Source organism: [Clostridium] colinum, assembly GCF_940677205.1.
Taxonomy (GTDB): domain Bacteria; phylum Bacillota; class Clostridia; order Lachnospirales; family CAG-274; genus Tyzzerella; species Tyzzerella colina.
The window spans coordinates 578,860-599,151 of sequence record NZ_OW712331.1; the positions used below are offsets into that span (position 1 = coordinate 578,860).

Annotated in this window: 13 protein-coding genes and 1 pseudogene; 10 read left to right on the plus strand and 4 right to left on the minus strand. The window is 28.0% G+C overall.

Going from position 1 to position 20,292, the window contains the following annotated elements; all coding sequences use genetic code 11:
• Positions 1-5 precede the first annotated feature (5 nt).
• The 4 genes and pseudogenes from NBW53_RS02865 to NBW53_RS02880 all read right to left on the minus strand — a co-directional run bounded on the left by NBW53_RS02865 (position 6) and on the right by NBW53_RS02880 (position 4,546).
• A pseudogene (locus NBW53_RS02865) lies at positions 6-533 on the minus strand (DUF1877 family protein).
• Positions 508-2,436 (minus strand): YgiQ family radical SAM protein, encoded by a 1,929-nt coding sequence (locus NBW53_RS02870; protein WP_284345836.1) that lies wholly within the window; start codon positions 2,434-2,436, stop codon positions 508-510. The pseudogene NBW53_RS02865 and the gene NBW53_RS02870 overlap by 26 nt, the downstream one beginning before the upstream one ends.
• Positions 2,437-2,440: 4 nt before the next feature.
• Positions 2,441-3,802: an RsmF rRNA methyltransferase first C-terminal domain-containing protein gene (locus NBW53_RS02875; protein WP_250278618.1), complete on the minus strand. Its 1,362-nt coding sequence runs from the start codon at positions 3,800-3,802 to the stop codon at positions 2,441-2,443.
• Positions 3,803-3,940: 138 nt separating this feature from the next.
• Entirely contained in the window at positions 3,941-4,546 is a 606-nt protein-coding gene (locus NBW53_RS02880) for a lytic transglycosylase domain-containing protein (RefSeq protein ID WP_284345828.1), read from the minus strand.
• Between the two features lie 101 nt (positions 4,547-4,647).
• Between NBW53_RS02880 and NBW53_RS02885 the strand changes: the two genes are divergently transcribed.
• The 10 genes from NBW53_RS02885 (at position 4,648) to NBW53_RS02930 (ending at position 20,210) form a co-directional block, all read left to right on the plus strand.
• Entirely contained in the window at positions 4,648-7,029 is a 2,382-nt protein-coding gene (locus NBW53_RS02885) for an endonuclease MutS2 (protein WP_250278619.1), read from the plus strand.
• A 64-nt stretch (positions 7,030-7,093) separates the two neighbouring features.
• Positions 7,094-7,780, plus strand: a complete 687-nt coding sequence (locus NBW53_RS02890; RefSeq protein WP_250278620.1) for a response regulator transcription factor — start codon at positions 7,094-7,096, stop codon at positions 7,778-7,780.
• A gap of 85 nt (positions 7,781-7,865) precedes the next feature.
• The gene (secG, locus tag NBW53_RS02895; protein ID WP_250278621.1) at positions 7,866-8,342 is read left to right on the plus strand and encodes a preprotein translocase subunit SecG; all 477 of its coding nucleotides are present in this window, start codon (positions 7,866-7,868) and stop codon (positions 8,340-8,342) included.
• Positions 8,343-8,513: 171 nt separating this feature from the next.
• The gene (gene rnr, locus NBW53_RS02900) at positions 8,514-10,661 is read left to right on the plus strand and encodes a ribonuclease R (protein ID WP_250278622.1); all 2,148 of its coding nucleotides are present in this window, start codon (positions 8,514-8,516) and stop codon (positions 10,659-10,661) included.
• Between the two features lie 226 nt (positions 10,662-10,887).
• Positions 10,888-11,601: an isoprenyl transferase gene (locus tag NBW53_RS02905; protein WP_250278623.1), complete on the plus strand. Its 714-nt coding sequence runs from the start codon at positions 10,888-10,890 to the stop codon at positions 11,599-11,601.
• Between the two features lie 2 nt (positions 11,602-11,603).
• Complete coding sequence (locus NBW53_RS02910) at positions 11,604-12,440, plus strand: phosphatidate cytidylyltransferase (RefSeq protein WP_250278624.1); 837 nt, start codon at positions 11,604-11,606, stop codon at positions 12,438-12,440.
• A 15-nt stretch (positions 12,441-12,455) separates the two neighbouring features.
• Positions 12,456-13,616: a 1-deoxy-D-xylulose-5-phosphate reductoisomerase gene (locus NBW53_RS02915; protein ID WP_250278625.1), complete on the plus strand. Its 1,161-nt coding sequence runs from the start codon at positions 12,456-12,458 to the stop codon at positions 13,614-13,616.
• Between the two features lie 30 nt (positions 13,617-13,646).
• On the plus strand, positions 13,647-14,717 hold the full coding sequence (locus tag NBW53_RS02920) for a M50 family metallopeptidase (protein ID WP_250278626.1): 1,071 nt from the start codon (positions 13,647-13,649) through the stop codon (positions 14,715-14,717).
• A gap of 90 nt (positions 14,718-14,807) precedes the next feature.
• The gene (ispG, locus tag NBW53_RS02925) at positions 14,808-15,857 is read left to right on the plus strand and encodes a flavodoxin-dependent (E)-4-hydroxy-3-methylbut-2-enyl-diphosphate synthase (protein ID WP_250278995.1); all 1,050 of its coding nucleotides are present in this window, start codon (positions 14,808-14,810) and stop codon (positions 15,855-15,857) included.
• A gap of 24 nt (positions 15,858-15,881) precedes the next feature.
• Positions 15,882-20,210 (plus strand): PolC-type DNA polymerase III, encoded by a 4,329-nt coding sequence (locus NBW53_RS02930; RefSeq protein WP_250278627.1) that lies wholly within the window; start codon positions 15,882-15,884, stop codon positions 20,208-20,210.
• The last annotated feature ends 82 nt before the right edge of the window (positions 20,211-20,292 follow it).

Consider the following 20,292-nt stretch of genomic DNA (forward strand, 5'->3'; position numbering starts at 1 on the left):
CATATTTACATAATAGTTATTAATATATTTTTATTTTCTTTGTTAGCTTTGTAAAAAAAGTCTTTTAGTTCATTAAATGATAACTCTAGTTCTTCAAATAAAATATCTTTATCTTCTTTAAGCCATATATTAGGAAAAATTTATTTTTTATCAAATATATTAGGGTCAAAATTAATATTATTAATATCAATTTTTTCAATTTCTTCAAGTATTTGAGGTATTTCATTTTTGTTGATATATGCAATATATTCTTCAGTGTTAAAGTTTATATCTCCAAAAATAAATGCACTTTTTGCATAATCTTTAAATATAGACTTATCATAAATAGGCTCTTCTTTTGAAGAGATTAGAAAATAAAGACCATTCCATATAGTATCTATATCACAACAAGGATAAACGTCATCATTTTCTAACAATTCTTCTATTTTATTATATAAACTAAAACTATCTAATTTTTCTAATTGCTTTAATAAAAAGTCATCTACAATAAAATAATTTGCTATCATTTTATTTACCTTTCTTTTTATGAACATTTCTTATTGTTTTTTTCTTTTTATAATCTTGTTTTGTATCTTTAGGTTTTTTATTATTTTTTGAAGTGTTAGTTCTTTTATAAAACTCTTTTTCAGATGCACTTTTTCTAGGTCTTATAAGACAGTGCTTATCAAAGCCTACTAAGTCCATTCGATTAGCTTTTTTTAGGGCTTCTAATACTAAGTCATAATTTTTAGGTAATCTATACTGCATTAAAGCTCTTTGCATAGCTTTTTCGTGTGGATTTTTAGGTACATATACAGGTGTCATATCTCTAGGGTCTAGCTCTGTATAATACATACAAGTAGATAAAGTCATAGGGGTAGGGTAAAAGTCTTGTACTTGTTCAGGCATATATCCTAAATCTCTCAAATATTCAGCAAGCTCTATTGCTGCTGATAAATCACTTCCTGGGTGGCTACTCATAAGATATGGTACAAGATATTGTTCTTTACCAATTTGTCTATTTACATCATAGTATTTTTTTACAAATTTTTCATAAACATCTTTAGAAGGTTTACCCATTTTTGATAAAACTTTATCAGATATATGCTCAGGTGCAACTTTTAATTGACCACTAACGTGGTGTTCACAAAGTTCTTCAAAAAATTGTTGATTATTTTTATCGTGTATAAGATAATCATATCTAATACCAGAACGTATAAATACTTTTTTTACTTTTGGTATTTTTCTAAGTTTTTGTAATAGTTTTAAATAATCTGTATGGTCTATTTTAATGCTTTTACAAGGGTTAGGAAAAAGACATTGTTTGTGTTTACAAGCGCCTTTTTCAAACTGTTTATCACAAGCAGGTCCTCTAAAATTTGCAGTAGGCCCACCTACGTCGTGGATATATCCTTTAAAATCAGGCTCCCAAACTAGTTTTTCGGCTTCTCTAATAATAGATTGATGACTACGCCCTTGAACAACTCTACCTTGATGAAATGTTAAAGCACAGAAATTACAACCACCAAAACAACCACGATTTGATATAAGGCTAAACCTTACTTCTTCTATTGCAGGCACACCACCGTCTTTTTCATAAATAGGGTGATATGTTCTCATATATGGTAAGCTATAAGAATTATCAAATTCGCCAGTTGTAAGAGGCATAGAAGGTTTGTTTTGCACTACATAACAATCGTTATAAGGTTCTATAAGCATTTTAGATAAAACAGCATCTGTATTTTCATATTGTTTTAAAAAACTTTTGGCATATATATTTTTATCTTCACATACTTCTTTATATGAAGGTAACATAATATAATCTTCATATATATTTTCTAAAGTTTTTGTTTTATAAACAGTACCTTTTACATATGTTATTTGGTCTATTGGTATACCACTTGCCAAGCTTTCGGCAAGCTCTACTATTTGGTGTTCACCCATACCAAACATTAATATGTCTGCTTGAGAATCTAAAAGTATAGAACGTCTAACTTTATTATCCCAATAATCATAATGAGATAGCCTTCTAAGGCTTGCCTCTATACCACCTATCATAATAGGGATATTTTTAAATGCTTCTCTTATTTTTTGACAGTATACTATTGTTGCTCTATCTGGCCTAAGACCACCTTTACCACCTGGCGAATATAAATCTTTTTCACGTCTTTTTTTAGCAACGCTATAATGATTAACCATAGAATCTATATTACCACCAGTAACAAGAAAAGCAAGTTTAGGTGTACCTAGTTTTTTAAAATCTTTAGTATCTTTCCAGTTTGGTTGAGCTATTATACCTATTTTAAATCCTTTACTTTCTAAAAGTCTAGCTATTATGGCAGCTCCAAAAGAGGGGTGGTCTACATAGGCATCACCAGTAACAAGTATAAAATCTAGCTCTTGCCAACCTCTTTTTACCATATCTTCTTTGCAAATTGGTAAAAAATCCATTTTAATCTCCTTAAATTCTCCAACCAGATAAATATTTATTTTTTAGTCTACCATTTTGTACTTTACCCCAACCAATAGGGTATTTATCTATACAAACAAGATACCAACCATCTTTATTAGCATCTACTGTAAAGCTTTCACCTTTTAAATATCTAGTTAAGTTATTATCGTTTATATCAAATGAAATAGTATATTTTGCATCTTCTTTTTTCAAGCCCATAGCAAAAGCTTGAGAAGGTTCAAAGCGTTTTGTTTTAAGTTCACCTAAATAAAAACCACTTCTAACAACTCTAAGTCCACTTAAATCTATTCCATTTGGTATAGAAAATACACTTGTTTTGTGAATTTCTATATTTTCATACATTGGTATATTTAAATTTTCTTTAAAAAAAGTTTGCATATCTATAATATCTTTTTTGTTTATTTGTTTTATTTTGCTTATATTTTGATTTTGTGGTAATCCTTTTTTCTTAAGTAAAGCTAAAAAATGACCTTCACCTTTTACTTTATAAGGCATAAGACGGCCAGTTTTTTCTATACCATCTACAATAGTATCATTTTTTATCCATTCTTTCCTACCATTTTCAAAGCCAGAAGATTTATCAAAATCTATTAGCTCAAAATCTTCATTTTGGAGTAAAAATTCATTTATCATTTGTTCATTTTCTTCTGGAGCAAATGTGCAAGTAGAATAAGCCATTATACCACCATTATCTAACATATCTTTAGCATAATATAAAATTTCTCGTTGAAGAGTACAACAAAGTTCTGTTTTATGTGTTTCCCAACTTTTTATAGCCTCTTTATCTTTTCTAAACATACCTTCGCCAGAACAAGGGGCATCTACTATTATTTTATTAAAATAACCTTTAAACTTTTTAGCTAAATTTTTAGGTGTTTCATTTGTTACAATAGCATTATACACACCATTTAATTCTATATTTTTAAGAAGCGCTTTACATCTTGTAGCACTAATATCATTTGTAACTAAAACACCACTACCTTCAAGCTTTGATGCTATTTGTGTACTTTTACCACCAGGGGCGGCACACATATCCAAAACTTTATCTCCTTTTTCTATAGGCAATATAGCTCCGGTTGACATAGCACTAGGTTCTTGTATATAAAATAAACCAGCATTGTAATAATAGTTTTTAGCAGGGCGTTCATCTTCATAATAAAAACCAGTATTACACCAAGGAATAGGCTCTAAATTAAAATTTAATATTTTTTTTAAATTATCTGGACTTATTTTTAATGTATTAGCCCTAATGCCTTGATAGTTTTTATCTTCAAAACTTTTTATGTATTTATCAAAATCTTCGCCCAAAAGATTTTTCATTTTTTCTATGTATTTAATAGGTAAATCCATTTTTTCAATCCTTTTTATAAAATTTAGTATATAATTATTTTATGTTGTATAAATTATATATAAAATAGATTTGCCTATGTTGTTATAAAACATAGGCTAAGTTCAAATATAACCACCATTAATAATGTATAAAATTTATTATACTGTTTTATTGTTATTATATTGTTGTAGCATATAATCTTTTTGATAGTCTAAAACTTTTGGTACATAATTTTGTGTTTCTTTAAAAGGTGGAATACCATTATATTTAGAAACATTGCCAGGACCAGCATTATAAGCTGCCAAAGCAAGCTCTGTATTACCATCAAAACGGTCTAATTGTTTTTTTAGATATTTTGTACCACCGTCTATATTTTGTTCTATATCATAAGCATCTGTAACACCAAGGCTTTTAGCTGTGTTTGGCATAAGTTGCATAAGCCCCATAGCACCAGAAGATGAGGTTGCATTAGGGTTAAAGTTACTTTCTTGACGAATTACAGCAGCTATAAGACTTTCTTCTATACCATATTTATCTGAAGCCTCTTTAATAGCTTCTTTAATAGCTTCAGAAACTTGGCTATCTGGAATACCATTTTCTTCGTAATCTGTTAAAATATCGGAAAAAGATTTTTCTTCCGATTTACTTTTTGTTTCATCTGTGGTATTATTGTATTGATATGTTTTATTTGTAATAGGGATAGGTATTTTAGACTCTATATTGGAAATAATTTCATTATAGATACTATTAACATTAATATTCATAGCAAACTCCCTTTCTTATCTTTTCATAAGCATATATTTTAATTGTAATACAAAACAACAAAAAATTCAACTATTAATTTATGTTATTTATAGAGGTAAAAATGAACGAAAAATCTTTAAAAACTTTAGAATTTGATAAAATAATAGAAAAAATAGCTAGTTTTGCAAGCTCATATGTTGGTAAAGAAAAAGTGAGAGCTTTAAAACCTAGCAATAATATAAAAGAAATAGAAATTTGGCAAAAAGAAACATCTCAAGCAGTTAGTATGATATTAAAAAAAGGGTCTTTAAAAATAGGAGGACTTAGAGACATAAAACCTTTTTTACAAAGAACATCTATTGGCGGTAGCTTAAATTTTGAAGAGCTTTTAAACATAGCAGATTTTTTAAGTGCTTGTAAAAGAGCAAAAGATTATGCAAAAAGCGAGAATAAATATGATGTGTACGATATTTTAGAACCAAAATTTCAATTAATAGAGCCAATAGAAAGCTTAGATAAAGAAATAACTAGATGTATAATATCAGATACTGAAATGTCAGATGATGCTAGCCCAAAGCTTAGAGAAATAAGACGAGATATAAAACTTGCTAACGAGAGAATAAAAATAGAGCTTAATAAAATAATACAATCTAGCACTTATAAAAATATGCTACAAGAACCAGTTATTACGGTTAAAAGTGATAGATATTGTATACCAGTTAAGGCGGAATATAAAAATTCATTTTCTGGTATGGTACACGAGCAGTCGGCAACAGGGGCTACTGTTTTTATGGAGCCTACAAGTGTTGTTATGCTTAATAATAAAATAAAAGAACTACATTCTGATGAGCTACAAGAAATAAATAAAATACTTAAAAAACTGTCTGAAATGGTAAATGAACATAGAGATATTTTACTTAGCAATTTAGAAATATTAACAGAAATAGATTTTATATTTGCAAAAGGGGAATACTCTATAAGTATTAATGGAACAGAGCCTATTTTTAATGAAAAAGGTTATATAAATATTAAAAAGGCAAGACATCCATTGTTAGATGTAACAAATGTTGTAGCTACGGATATTTATCTTGGAGATGAATTTACAACACTTCTTATAACAGGACCTAACACAGGTGGTAAAACAGTATCACTAAAAACTATAGGGCTATTTACATTAATGGGTCAATCAGGTCTTCATATATCGGCTTTTGATAAATCTGAGTTAGCCGTTTTTGACAATGTATTTTCAGATATAGGTGATGAACAAAGCATAGAACAAAGTCTTAGTACATTTTCTGCCCATATGACAAATATAGTGTCTATATTAGATGAAGTAACAGATAATTCTTTAGTGCTTTTAGACGAGTTAGGAGCAGGTACAGACCCAACAGAAGGTGCTTGTCTTGCTATGGCTATTATACAGTATTTACACGATAGAGCAATAAGAACAGCAGTTACTACTCATTATAGCGAGCTAAAAGTTTTTGCTATATCAACAGAAGGAGTTTCTAATGCTTCTTGTGAGTTTGATGTAAAAACACTTCGTCCTACTTATCGTTTGCTTATAGGGGTTCCTGGTAAAAGTAATGCTTTTGCTATATCTAAAAGGTTGGGGCTACCAGATTATATAATAGAAGATGCTAAAAATTTACTTAGCAAAGAAGATACAAAATTTGAAGATGTTATTACAGACCTTGAGATAAATAAAAAATCTTTAATAGTAGAAAAAGAACGAGCAGAAAGCTATAGATTAGAAGCAGAGAAGCTTAAAAAAGACGTAGAAAATCAAAAACAAAAAACAAAAGAACAAAAAGAAAAAATACTTTTTAAAGCTACTGAAGATGCTAAAAGGATAGTAGCTCAAGCTAAAATAGAAGCAGATAATATTGTAAAAGAAATACAAAAACTTGCTAAAGAAAAAGCTAACCAAAATGATATTAATAATCAAAGGCAAAAACTTAAAGATAAATTATCTAAACTAGATGAAAGATTAGATAAATTTAATAGTAAAAATGCTCAAAAAAGAGTTGTGCCTACAAATCTTAAAAAGGGAGATAGAGTTTTTATACATTCTTTAAACCAGTCTGGTACAGTAACAAGTGAACCAAATTCTAAAGGTGAAGTTATGGTTATGGCAGGTATTATGAATATAAAAACTACATTAAAAGATTTATCAATAGACACAAATTATGTAGAGCCTAAAAAAGAAACAATAAAACCTAAAAAGATAAGTAGCTTTAAAAATAATAAATCTATGACTGTGTCTTATGAAATAGACCTTAGAGGACTTTATGTAGATGAGGCAATAGAAAAAGTAGATAAATTTATAGATGATGCATTTTTAGCAGGCATGGATACTATAAGTATTATACACGGTAAAGGCACTGGAGCTTTAAGAACAGGCATACACGAATATCTTAGAAGACATAGTAGAGTAAAAAAATATCGACTAGGAGAATTTGGTGAAGGAGATGCAGGAGTTACTATTGTAGAGCTTAAATAATTACTATAAAAGTAAATATTTAACTGTTAAAATCTTTTATATGTTTTAAAAAGGAGAAGATTTTATGAACAAATTAAAAATATTAGTTGTAGATGATGATGAACATATTGCAGAGCTTATAAGTTTATATTTAAACAAGGAAGGCTATGAAACAAAAGAGGTATATAGCGGAAGAAAGGCTATTGAAGAGTTTTCAGTTTTTTCTCCACATTTAGTTTTATTAGATATTATGTTGCCAGAGGTAGACGGGTATCAAGTGTGTAGAGAAATTAGAAAAATAAGCTCAGTTCCAATAATTATGCTTACGGCTAAAGGGGAAATATTTGATAAAGTTTTAGGACTTGAGCTTGGAGCAGACGATTATATAGTAAAACCTTTTGATAGTAAAGAGCTTTTAGCAAGGGTAAAAGCCGTGCTTAGAAGGTTTGATAATAAGGAAGAAACTACAACATCTAATCAAATAGTTGTTCCTAATATGACTATAAATCCGTCCACATATATTGTAACATACCACGGAACTCAACTAGAGCTACCACCAAAAGAATTTGAGCTTTTAAACTTTTTAGCCCAACACCCTAACCAAGTATTTACTAGAGAACAATTGCTTGATAAAATATGGGGCTATGAGTTTATAGGTGATACAAGAACAGTAGATGTACACGTAAAAAGGCTTAGAGAAAAAATGCCTTATGAAGATGTTTGGAGCTTAAAAACTGTTTGGGGCGTTGGTTATAAATTTGAAAATAAATAAAAATTATTAATTATAAAAGTTTTTATTGATATATATTTTTCATTATGATAAAATAAAAGAAGTGATTTTTTTAGGAGGTAAAAAAATGAACGAAAATGTAGAAAATAACATAGAAGAAACAACAATAGCCGATAATAGCCAAGAAACTTCTACAAATACAGAAAAAGAAGCAAAAACAAAGCAAGTAGGTATAGAAGGTGAAATTTTACCAGATGAGTCTACTGAAGTTACAGAGGCTTCAAGTGATTCTACATCAACAGGAGAAAGCACTGAAACAACTACTATGACACAAGCAGATACTTCAGTATCTAATATGAGTGTACCTTTTATTGGATTATCAGTTATACAATGTGTAGTTGCATTTTTACTTATTGCAGTTGTATTACAACAATCTAAATCGGCATCTAGTATTACGTCTAGTGCTATTGTTGGTAATGGAGATAATCAGTCTTATTGGAATCAAAATAAAGGAAGAAGTAAAGAAAGCAAGCTAGCTAAAATGACTGTTATATTAGGTGTAATATTTTTTATTGTAACAATTTCATTAGGATTTGTTAGATAAAAATTTAAATGTAGATTATATTTATTTTAATAAGAGCTAATATAAAATATACTGTCTATTTAAGATTATCTTAGATAGGCATTTTTTATAATTGTTGTAAAATATATAAAAAAATTGTATAATAATTACAAATAAATAAAAAATAAAAACAACACATAGGAGGTGTTTAAAATGACAGATATAGACAACAATATTTTAGAAGAAAAAAAAGAAAAAATATTAGGCTTTGTAAAATCTAAAGAATATAAGCCAATGAAGATAAATGATATTATGATGTTTATGGAAGTACCTATACAAGATAGGGAATTATTTATGCAAATAATAAATGAGCTACTGTTAGATGGAAAGCTTGTTTTAACTCAAAAAGGCAAAATAATGACACCAGAAGCTTTAAATATGGTATATGGAACTTATACAAGTACATCTAGAGGATTTGGGTTTGTTACAGTAGAAGATGATGATATATATAATAAAAGAGATATATTTATACACGAAAAAAACACAAATGGAGCTATGCATAAAGATAAAGTATTGTGTCAGATAACAGAAAATGACACAGGGAAAAGACCAGAAGGTGTTATTATAAAAGTATTAGAAAAAGGCCTTAAGCATATAGTAGGAACTTTTGAACAAAGTAAAAGTTTTGGGTTTGTTGTGCCAGATGAAAAGAAAATGTATAATGATATTTTTATTCCTAAAAAATATACCTTAGGGGCAGTTACAGGGCATAAAGTTGTTGTAGAAATAATTAAGCACGCAGAAAATGGAAAAAAACCAGAAGGTAAAGTTACAGAAATAATAGGGCATATAAATGACCCAGGAGTTGATATCTTATCAATTATAAAACAGTTTGATTTACCAACAGATTTTGATGATTTAGTGTATAAGCAAATAGAAAATATACCAACAGAAGTTTTAGATGAAGAAAAAACAAATAGATTGGATTTAAGAAATACACAAACAGTAACGATAGATGGAGAAGATGCTAAAGATTTAGATGACGCTATAACTATACAAAAACTAGAAAACGGAAATTATAAATTAGGTGTTCATATAGCAGATGTAACACATTATGTAAAAGAATCTACACCTCTTGATAGAGAAGCATTAAAAAGAGGGACAAGTGTATATTTAGTAGATAGAGTAATACCTATGTTACCACATAAGTTGTCTAATGGTATATGTTCTTTAAATCAAAAAGAAGACAGATTAGCTTTAAGTTGTATAATGGAGATAGACAAAGAAGGAAATGTTTATAATCATCAAATATCTGAAACAATTATAAACGTAGATAAAAGAATGAGCTATAATATAGTAAATAGTATTTTAACAGATGAAAATAGCCCTTATTTAGAAGAAAATAAAGACTTTTTAACTATGTTTAAAACAATGGAAGAGCTTAGAAATATTTTATTAGCAAAACGTATGAAAAGAGGCGCAATAGAGTTTGACTTTCAAGAATCAAAAATAGTTTTAGATGAAAAAAGAAAACCAATAGATATAAAGCTATATGAAAGAAATGTAGCTACAAGCATAATAGAAGAATTTATGCTAGTTGCAAACGAGACTGTAGCTGAAAATTATTTTTGGCTAGAAATACCTTTTGTATATCGCTCTCACGAAGAACCAGACATAGAAAAAATAGAAGAAATGTCAGAATTTATTTCTAAATTTGGATATAAATTAAAAGGTAGTAATATACATTCAAAAGCATTTCAAAAGATTTTAGAAAAAGCAAAAGGTAAGCCAGAAGAAATGATTGTAAGTAGAGTAGTATTAAGAAGTTTTAAACAAGCTAGATATACGCCTAAAAATGAAGGGCATTTTGGCTTGGCAGCAAAATATTATTGTCATTTTACATCTCCTATAAGACGTTATCCAGATTTGCAAATTCATCGTATTATAAAAGAACATATAAAAGGAAATTTAGATGAAAAAAGAACAAATACATTAGTTAAAAAGTTACCAGATGTTTGCTTAAAATGTTCTAATAGAGAGCGTGTAGCGGAAGAAGCAGAGAGAGAAACTTGCCTTGTTAAAAAGATTGAATATATGGAAGATAAAGTTGGGCAAATATTTGAAGGTGTTATATCTGGAGTTACTAGTTGGGGGATATATGTAGAATTACCTAATACAATTGAAGGTATGGTATCACCAAAAATAATTGAAGATGATTATTATTACTATGATGAAAAAAATATGCAATATTTTGGAGAAAAGACAGGCAAAAGATATTCTTTAGGAGATATTGTAAAAGTAAAACTTATTTCAACAAATATGTATGAAAGAACAATAGATTTTAAATTTGTTTTGGATTAATAAAATAAAGGCTGTAAGGCTTTACTTACAGCCTCAGTTGTAGTATTTTGCTATAACTTTTATTTTTTATATTGTAATTTTGTTTTATAATCTTTATTTTTTAAGATTTTTATATAAAATTAAAAGAAAAAATAACTTATAAAAATATAGATTATAATATAAAAATATGATAAAATGGTGTAGTATAGATTAAAAAAATAAGAATATATTGTAAATGGAGGTTATTATGGAAAGAGCCTTACCAAAACATATAGCTATTATTATGGATGGAAATGGAAGATGGGCAAAAAAAAGATTTTTACCAAAAAAAATGGGGCATAAAGCAGGTGCAGACACATTAAAAAAACTTTTAGAAAAAATAGAAAAAACAGAGATAGAACATGTAACAGTATATGCTTTTTCTACTGAAAATTGGAAAAGGGACAAAGAAGAAGTAGATGATTTAATGAGGCTTTTAAAAGATTATATCGGCCAATACATAAAAGATAATGAAAAAGGTAATTTAAAAATAGATACAATAGGAGATATAAGTGTCTTAAATGAAGATTTGCAAAAAGATTTAGCCTATTTAAAAGAAATATCTAGTAAAAAGACAGGGCTTAATTTACATATAGCATTAAATTATGGTGGTAGAGATGAAATAGTAAGAGCTATAAAAAATATAGCTAGAGATGTAAATAATAAAAATATATCTATAGATAATATAGATGAAAATCTTGTTTCTTCTTATTTGGACACAAAAGAATATAATGACCCAGAGCTTATAATAAGAACTAGCGGAGAGCTTAGAACAAGTAATTTTTTAATATGGCAATCGGCTTATAGCGAATTTTATTTTAGCGATAAGCTTTGGCCAGATTTTACATTTGAAGACTTAGAACAAGCGATAAATGCTTATCAAAAAAGAGAAAGGCGCTTTGGCGGTAGGGTAAATAGTTAGCAATGTTAGTTAGAATAATATCAAGTGTAGTTTTGTTTCCTATATTATTTGCTTTAGTATATTATGGGGGGTTACCTTTAAAAATAGGTACTATATTTGTATCTATAATAGGTATGTATGAATTTTATAAAGCAATATGTAAAAAAATAATACCAATACATTATTTAGGGTTTATTTTTGCATTAATTTATTTATTAATTTTGGATACACCATTTTTTCAAATATCTGATTTGATAAGTGGAACATTTTTATTACTAAGTTTAATATTTATGGTATTTAATTATAAAAAAATAAGTATATTTGATGTATCTTTAACATTTTTTGGATTTTGTTATATACCCCTTATGTTTTCTACGGTATATTTAATAAGAGAGCTTGATTATGGAAATTATACTGTATGGTTACCTTTTATATGTGCGTGGGCTTGTGATACTGGAGCATATTTTGTAGGGATAACAATGGGAAAACATAAATTAACACCAGGGCTTAGCCCTAAAAAGACTATAGAAGGTGCAATAGGTGGTGTTTTATTTTCGGCATTATTTTGTGGAATATATGGATTTTTTATAGCAAACAAAAATGTAGAAATAGAGCATATTTTCAACAATAATTATACATTAATAATTAGTTTTGTTCTTTTAGGTATAATAGGTGCTATATTTGCTCAATTTGGAGATTTAACAGCATCTGCTACCAAAAGAAGATTTAATATAAAAGATTATGGTAAAATTATACCAGGCCACGGAGGAATATTAGACAGATTTGATAGTGTAATATTTACAGCTGGTATTTGTTATATTGTTCTTAAAATAATAGAAATTTATAATATTATTCTTTAATATTTTGGAGGATATATGAATAAAAATATAGTTATATTAGGTTCTACAGGGTCTATTGGTACACAATCATTAGAAGTTGTAGAAAATTTAAAAAATATAAATATTATAGGATTATCTACAAATACTAATATAGATATTTTAGAAAATCAAATAAGAAAATATAAGCCTATGTATGTTTGTGTTATGGATATGGAAAAGGCTAATATTTTAAAAGAAAATATAAAAGATACAAATACACAAGTATTAACAGGCGAAGAAGGTCTTATTAAGCTTGCAACATTAGATAATATAGATACAGTTTTAAATTCATTAGTTGGTAATATAGGACTTTTGCCTACTATATATGGGATAAGAGCAAAAAAACATATAGCTCTAGCTAATAAAGAAACATTAGTTTCTGCAGGTGAGCTAGTTATGAAAGAGGCTAAAAAGTATGGTGTAAATATATATCCAATAGACAGTGAACATTCGGCTATTTTTCAATGTTTGCAAGGAAACAAACATAAAGATATAGAAAAAATTATATTAACAGCATCTGGTGGTCCTTTTAGAGAACATACAAACCTTGAAAACGTAACATTAGCAGAAGCTTTAAATCATCCTAACTGGTCTATGGGTAAAAAAATAACAATAGATTCGGCAACACTTATGAATAAAGGCCTTGAAGTTATAGAAGCAAAGTGGCTTTTTAATATTGATATAGATAAAATAGAAGTTATTATACACCCACAAAGTATAATTCATTCTATGATAGAATATAAAGATAGTGCTATAATGGCTCAATTGGGAACACCAGATATGAAAGTACCTATACAATATGCCTTAGCATATCCTAATAGAACAAAAAATAATTTTGAAAAACTAGACCTTTTAAAACATAATAATCTTACATTTAAAAAGCCTAATTATGAACTTTTCCCTTGTTTAAAATATGCCTTTGATGCAATAAAAATAGGAGGCATTATGCCTTGTGTATTAAATGCTAGCAACGAAGTAGCAGTAGAATATTTTTTAAGTGATAAAATTAAATTTACAGACATACCTAAAATTGTTTATAAAACAATGGAAAATTATAAAGATAAAAATAAGCTAGATTATAGTTTGGAAGATGTTTTACAAGCAGATAAACTTTCAAGAGATTATGCAAAAAATATAATTTTGTGTAATGAATTTTAAACATAAAAATTTATAATGAGGTGAATATATTTGTCTTTAATAATAACAATTTTAATATTTGGATTTATTATATTAGTACACGAATGGGGACATTTTATTGTTGCTAGAAAAAGTGGTGTATTTGTAGAAGAATTTGCAATAGGTATGGGTACAAAGCTATGGAGCAAAGAAAAAGATGGTACATTATATTCTGTTAGGCTTTTTCCGCTTGGTGGATATTGCAAAATGAAAGATGAAGATTCAGCTAGTGATGACCCTGATAGTTTTTCTAATGCTACTATGCCTAAAAAATTTGCTATAATTTTTGCTGGTGCATTTATGAACTTTGTTTTGGCATTTGCTATATTTATTGGTATTACATTTTTTAGTGGCACTGCTACAACTACTGTTAGAGAAGTAACAGAGGGGTCTCCAGCTCAAGAAGCAGGAATACAACCAAAAGATGTAATATATAAATTAGACGGCAAAAAAATAAGAAATTTTGAAGATTTAACTTTTCAAATCTCAAGGCTTAAAGAAGAGCAAAATAAAAGTTTAGAATTAATAGTTAAAAGAGATGGACAAAAAATAAAATTTAATATAAAACCAGAATTTGATAAAAATAACAACAGATATTTAATAGGTATATCACCAGTTTTAAAAAATGGACTTTTAGCCAAAGATATTGAAGGTATAGAAAAAAATACTTTTTTTGGTACTATTCGTGATGGATATAATAATATGATATTTACTATAAAAGTTACAATAATTGGTGTGTTTGATTTATTCTCAGGTCAAATTGCTTTAAAAGAATTAACAGGACCTATAGGTATAACACCAGTTATTGATAAACATTATGAAACGGCTATGAAAGTTAGTGTTAGTGCTACTATACTTACTATGCTTAATATAATGGCTCTTCTTAGTGCTAATATTGGAGTATTTAATCTTTTACCAATACCAGCACTTGATGGAGGAAGAATAGTATTTTTAACAATAGAAGCTATAAGAGGTAAACCTATATCTCCAGAAAAAGAGGGTATGGTTCATTTTATAGGATTTGTTATTTTAATGGGATTTGGTATATTAATAGCTTTTAAAGATGTTATAAATTTATTTTAATTTTAATATAAAAAGGTTGATTTTTATATAAAATCAGCCTTTTTGACAACAATTTACAGATTAAAAGGAAGTGATTTTTTGATAAATTTTATACAAAGAAAAAAAACAAGAGAAATATCTATTGGTAATATAAAAATAGGTGGTAATAATCCTATTGCTATACAATCTATGTGTAATACAGACACTAGAGATGCGAAGGCTACAATAGAACAAATAAAAAGCTTGTCAGAAGAAGGCTGTGAAATAATAAGAATTGCTATTCCAGATATGGAGGCTTGTGAAGCTATTAAAGAAATTAAAAAAAATATAAAAATACCTTTAGTTGCAGATATTCATTTTGATTATAGGTTAGCTTTACAAGCCATAGAAAATGGTATTGATAAAATAAGAATAAATCCAGGTAATATAGGTAATGAAGAAAGAATAAAAGCAGTTATAACTAAGGCACAAGAAAGAAATATTCCTATTAGAATAGGGGTAAATTCTGGGTCATTAGAAAAAGATATATTACAAAAATATGGAGAAGTTACACCAAAGGGACTTGTTGAAAGTGCTTTAAGACACGTAAGAATAATAGAAAAATATGATTATAATAATATAGTAGTATCTATAAAAGCATCTAGTGTTCCATTTAGTATGGAAACTTACTCTATATTATCTAATGAAATAGATTATCCATTACATTTAGGAATAACAGAAGCAGGAACTGTATGGAGTGGGTCTATAAAATCAGCAGTAGGTATAGGCTCTATTTTAAGTATGGGTATAGGAGATACTATAAGAGTATCTTTAACAGGTAATCCAATTGAAGAGATAAAAACGGCTAAAGAGATTTTAAAATCTTTGGGGCTTAGAAAATTTGGTATAGAGTTTATATCTTGCCCTACTTGTGGTAGAACAGAAGTTGATTTAATATCTATTGCTAACAAAGTTGAAGAAGAATGTAAAAAAATAAATAAAAATTTAAAAGTTGCTGTTATGGGCTGTGCAGTTAATGGTCCAGGAGAGGCTAAAGAAGCAGACATAGGTATAGCAGGTGGAAAAGGATATGGGCTTATCTTTAAAAAGGGAGAAATATTAAAAAAAGTTCCAGAAGATATGCTTATACCAGAACTTTTAAAGCTTATAAATGAGTTATAAAGTTATAATTTGGAGTGATTTTATTTGGAAGATAAAAAATTTTCTAATGTTTTTTCTAAAATAAAATTATCTGCTAATGTAAAGACTGTTCTTAAAAATACTATTGTTTCTAATATAAAAATTAACAGTAGTAGGGCATTAGCTGAAATATTTTTACAAAGTGATAAAGTAGTAAATGAAAACTGCTTAAAAGACTTTGAAGAAGATATATTTGAAAATTTTAAATTTTTAAAAGAAGTAAATATATATTTAAAATATAATTTAGATGATTTAACATTACAACAAAAAGTAGAAAAAATTTGGGATAATATAGTAAAAGTTATAAAAGTAAAAAGTCCTATTTGTTTTCCTATATTTAAAGAGGCTACATTTAATATAGAAGAAAATATTTTAAATATAAACCTTTATAAAAGAGGAGCATTTATTTTTAAGGCTAAAAAGATAGATACTATTATAGAGGAAGTAATAAAAGATAGATTTGATATTAATGTTTTTGTAAAGTTTATAGATGTAAATACAAATATTAATAGCGCTAAAGAAAAAAATGATGAATTAAAAGAGCTTATAGCTAAGGCATTAGAAAACACTAATACACAAAACACACATCAAGTATCACAACAAGATAAATATCCAGATATAAATAAATTTAGGAGAGTAAAAAGGTTATCATTAAAAATAAAAGACACAATAGAAGAAGAAGTAAAAGAAATAAAAAATTCTGTAATAGACGGAGAAATAATAACTATAAAAGGTAAAATATTTGGTTTAGATATAACTGAAACTAAAAAAGGCAAATATATTGTAAAAGTAGACATAACAGATATGACAGATTCTATTAGTTTTAAATTTTTTACAGAACCAGAAGATTTTAAAGAAGATTATAGTGATATTGTAAAAAAAGGTAACTTTGTTGTAGTAAAAGGTGAAATAAGATATGATGAATATATGAAAGAGCTTATATTATCACCTATGGAAATTTGTAAATCAAATCCACCAGAACCTAAAATGGACAATAGTCCTGTAAAAAGGGTAGAGTTACATTTACATACTCAAATGAGCAAAATGGACGGAGTAACATCTGTAAAAGATATAATAAAAAGAGCAAGTGAATGGGGGCATAAAGCAGTTGCTATAACAGACCACGGAGTTGTACAAGCCTTTCCAGATGCTATGGATATAGCAAAAAAGCTTAATATAAAAGTGTTATATGGAGTTGAAGCATATTTAGTAGATGATTTATCAAATGTTGTAGAGCATAGTAAAAATCAAAGCTTATTAGATGAATATGTTATTTTTGACTTAGAAACAACAGGGCTTAATAGAGAGTATAATAAAATAATAGAAATAGGTGCTGTTAAGGTGAAAAATGGACAAATAATAGATAGATTTTCTACTTTTATAAACCCTCACGAAAATTTAAGTAAAGAGATAGTAAATCTAACTAATATAACAGATGATATGCTTGTAGAGGCTCCAGAAGAAAGTGAAATGTTACCTAAGTTTTTTGAGTTTTTTGGTAATAGTGTTTTAGTTGCACACAATGCTAAATTTGATATGGGATTTATAAAAAAATGGGCAGAACGAAATGGAAAAATAGTAAAAAATACTGTTTTAGACACAGTTGGGTTATCAAGGACTATTTTTCCAGATATGGCTAAACATACACTTAATGTAATTGCTAAAAAGTTAGATATTTCTTTAGAAAATCATCATAGAGCGGTAGATGATGCAGAAGCTACAGCAAATATATTTATAAAATTTACTGAAATATTAAAAAAGGAGTATAACATAAATAATCTTGATGGTGTAAATGAATTAGCAAGAACAAATATAGATGTAAAAAAACTAAGACCTAATCATGCTATAATACTTGTAAAAAATCAAAAAGGACTTAGAAATTTATATGAACTAATATCTAAATCTAACTTAGAATATTTTTTTAGAGACCCAAGAATACCAAAAAGTGAATTTTTAAAACTTAGAGAAGGTCTTATTATAGGTACAGCTTGTGAAAATGGAGAGTTTTATCAAGCAGTGTTAAACAATGCAGACGAAGATGAAATAGAAAAGTTAGCAAATTTTTATGATTATTTTGAGATACAACCAATAGGAAATAATGAGTTTTTAATAGAAAATGAAAAAGTATCTAACATTAACAGTGTAGAAGATTTACAAAATATAAATAAAAAAATTATAGACTATGGTAAAAAATATAATAAATTAGTAGTTGCTACTTGTGATGTACATTTTTTAGATAAAGATGACGATTATTTCAGAAAAATAATAATGGCTTCTAAAGGATTTAAAGATTGTGATAATCAACCACCTTTATATTTTAGAACAACTGAAGAAATGCTTGAAGAATTTGAATATTTAGGGAAAGATTTAGCCTATGAAGTAGTAGTAAAAAATACAAACATTATAGCAGATATGATAGAACATATATTGCCTATACCAGATGGTACATTCCCACCAGAAATAGAAGGCTCAGATAAAGAGCTAACAGATATAACAATGAAAAAAGCAAAAAGTATATATGGAGAAGACTTACCCAAAATAGTGAGAGATAGGCTAGAAAGGGAGTTAAACTCTATCATAAAAAATGGATTTGCTGTGTTATATATAATAGCTCAAAAAATAGTTTGGAATTCAAATGATAATGGATACATTGTTGGGTCTAGGGGGTCTGTTGGTTCATCTTTTGCCGCTACAATGGCAGGTATAACAGAGGTTAATCCTTTATCGCCACATTATTTTTGCAAAAATTGTAAATATTCAGATTTTGATTCTGAAGAAGTTTTAGCTTATGCAGGTAATTCTGGCTGGGATTTGCCAGACAAAGTATGCCCAGTATGTGGAACTATGCTATCAAAAGATGGACACGACATACCTTTTGAAACATTTTTAGGCTTTGAAGGAGACAAAGAACCAGATATAGATTTAAACTTTTCAGGAGAATTTCAAGCACAAGCCCATCAATATACAGAAGAGCTTTTTGGCACAGGATATGTGTTTAAAGCAGGAACTATAGGTACATTGGCAGACAAGACTGCATACGGTTATGTAAAAAAATATGCAGATGAAAGAAATATGAAAATAAGTGGTGCAGAGATAAATAGACTTGTAGAAGGGTGCGTTGGTATAAAAAGAACAACAGGACAACACCCAGGTGGGCTTATGGTTGTACCTAATACAAAAAGTATATATGATTTTTGCCCAGTACAAAGACCGGCAGATGACCCAACATCTAATGTTATAACTACTCATTTCGATTATCATTCTATAAGTGGGCGTATATTAAAACTAGATTTATTAGGACACGACGTGCCAACAATTTTACGTATGTTAAAAGACTTTACAGGGTTTGACCCGCTTAACACACCTATGGATGATAAAACAACTATGTCCTTATTTACTTCTCCTAATGCTTTAGGGGTAAGTGTTGAAGATATAGAATGTGATACAGGGTCTTTAGGTTTGCCAGAATTTGGTACACCTTTTGTTATACAAATGCTTATGGATACAAAGCCTAATAGTTTTTCAGACCTTGTTAAAATATCTGGACTTTCTCACGGTACAGATGTTTGGTTTAACAATGCTCAGGAGCTTATAAAAAACAATGTAGCTACTCTTAAAGAGGTTATACCAACAAGAGATGATATTATGGTTTATCTTATTTTAAAAGGAGTAGAAAATAAATTAGCTTTTACTATAATGGAATCTGTTAGAAAAGGTAAAGGTTTAACACCAGAATTTGAACAAGCTATGATAGAAAAAAATGTACCAGATTGGTATATAGAGTCTTGTAAAAGAATAAAATATATGTTTCCTAAAGGGCACGCAGTAGCATATGTTACAAATGCTTTTAGAATGGGATATTTTAAAATAAACTATCCTTATGCATTTTATGCTAGCTTATTTTCTGTTAAAGTAGAAGATTTCGACTATGATTTAATGTGCTTTGGATTAGACAAAGTACAATTAGCTATAAAAGAGATACAAGCATTAGGAAAAGGAGCTACAACAAAAGAAAAAACAAAATTAGTTGTTTTAGAGCTTGTTAGAGAAATGTATAAAAGAGGATTAAAATTTACAAAAATGGATTTATATAAGTCTAAAGGGTTTAAATTTGATGTTACAGAAGAGGGATTGTTGCCTCCTTTATGTTGCGTTCAAGGGCTTGGAGAGCAAGCTACGCAAAATATAGTAGAAGCTAGAGAAAATGGACTATTTGATACGGTTGAAAATCTTGTTGAACGTACTAAAATAAGTAAAACTGTTGTTGAAATATTAAAGCAAAATGGTGTTTTACAAGGTATGCCAGATACAAACCAACTTACATTATTTATGTAGTTAATTTTATAGATGTTTATTTTGAGGCTATATGACTTTATCTATAGCCTTTTAAAAATATAAAATTTGAATAAACTATATA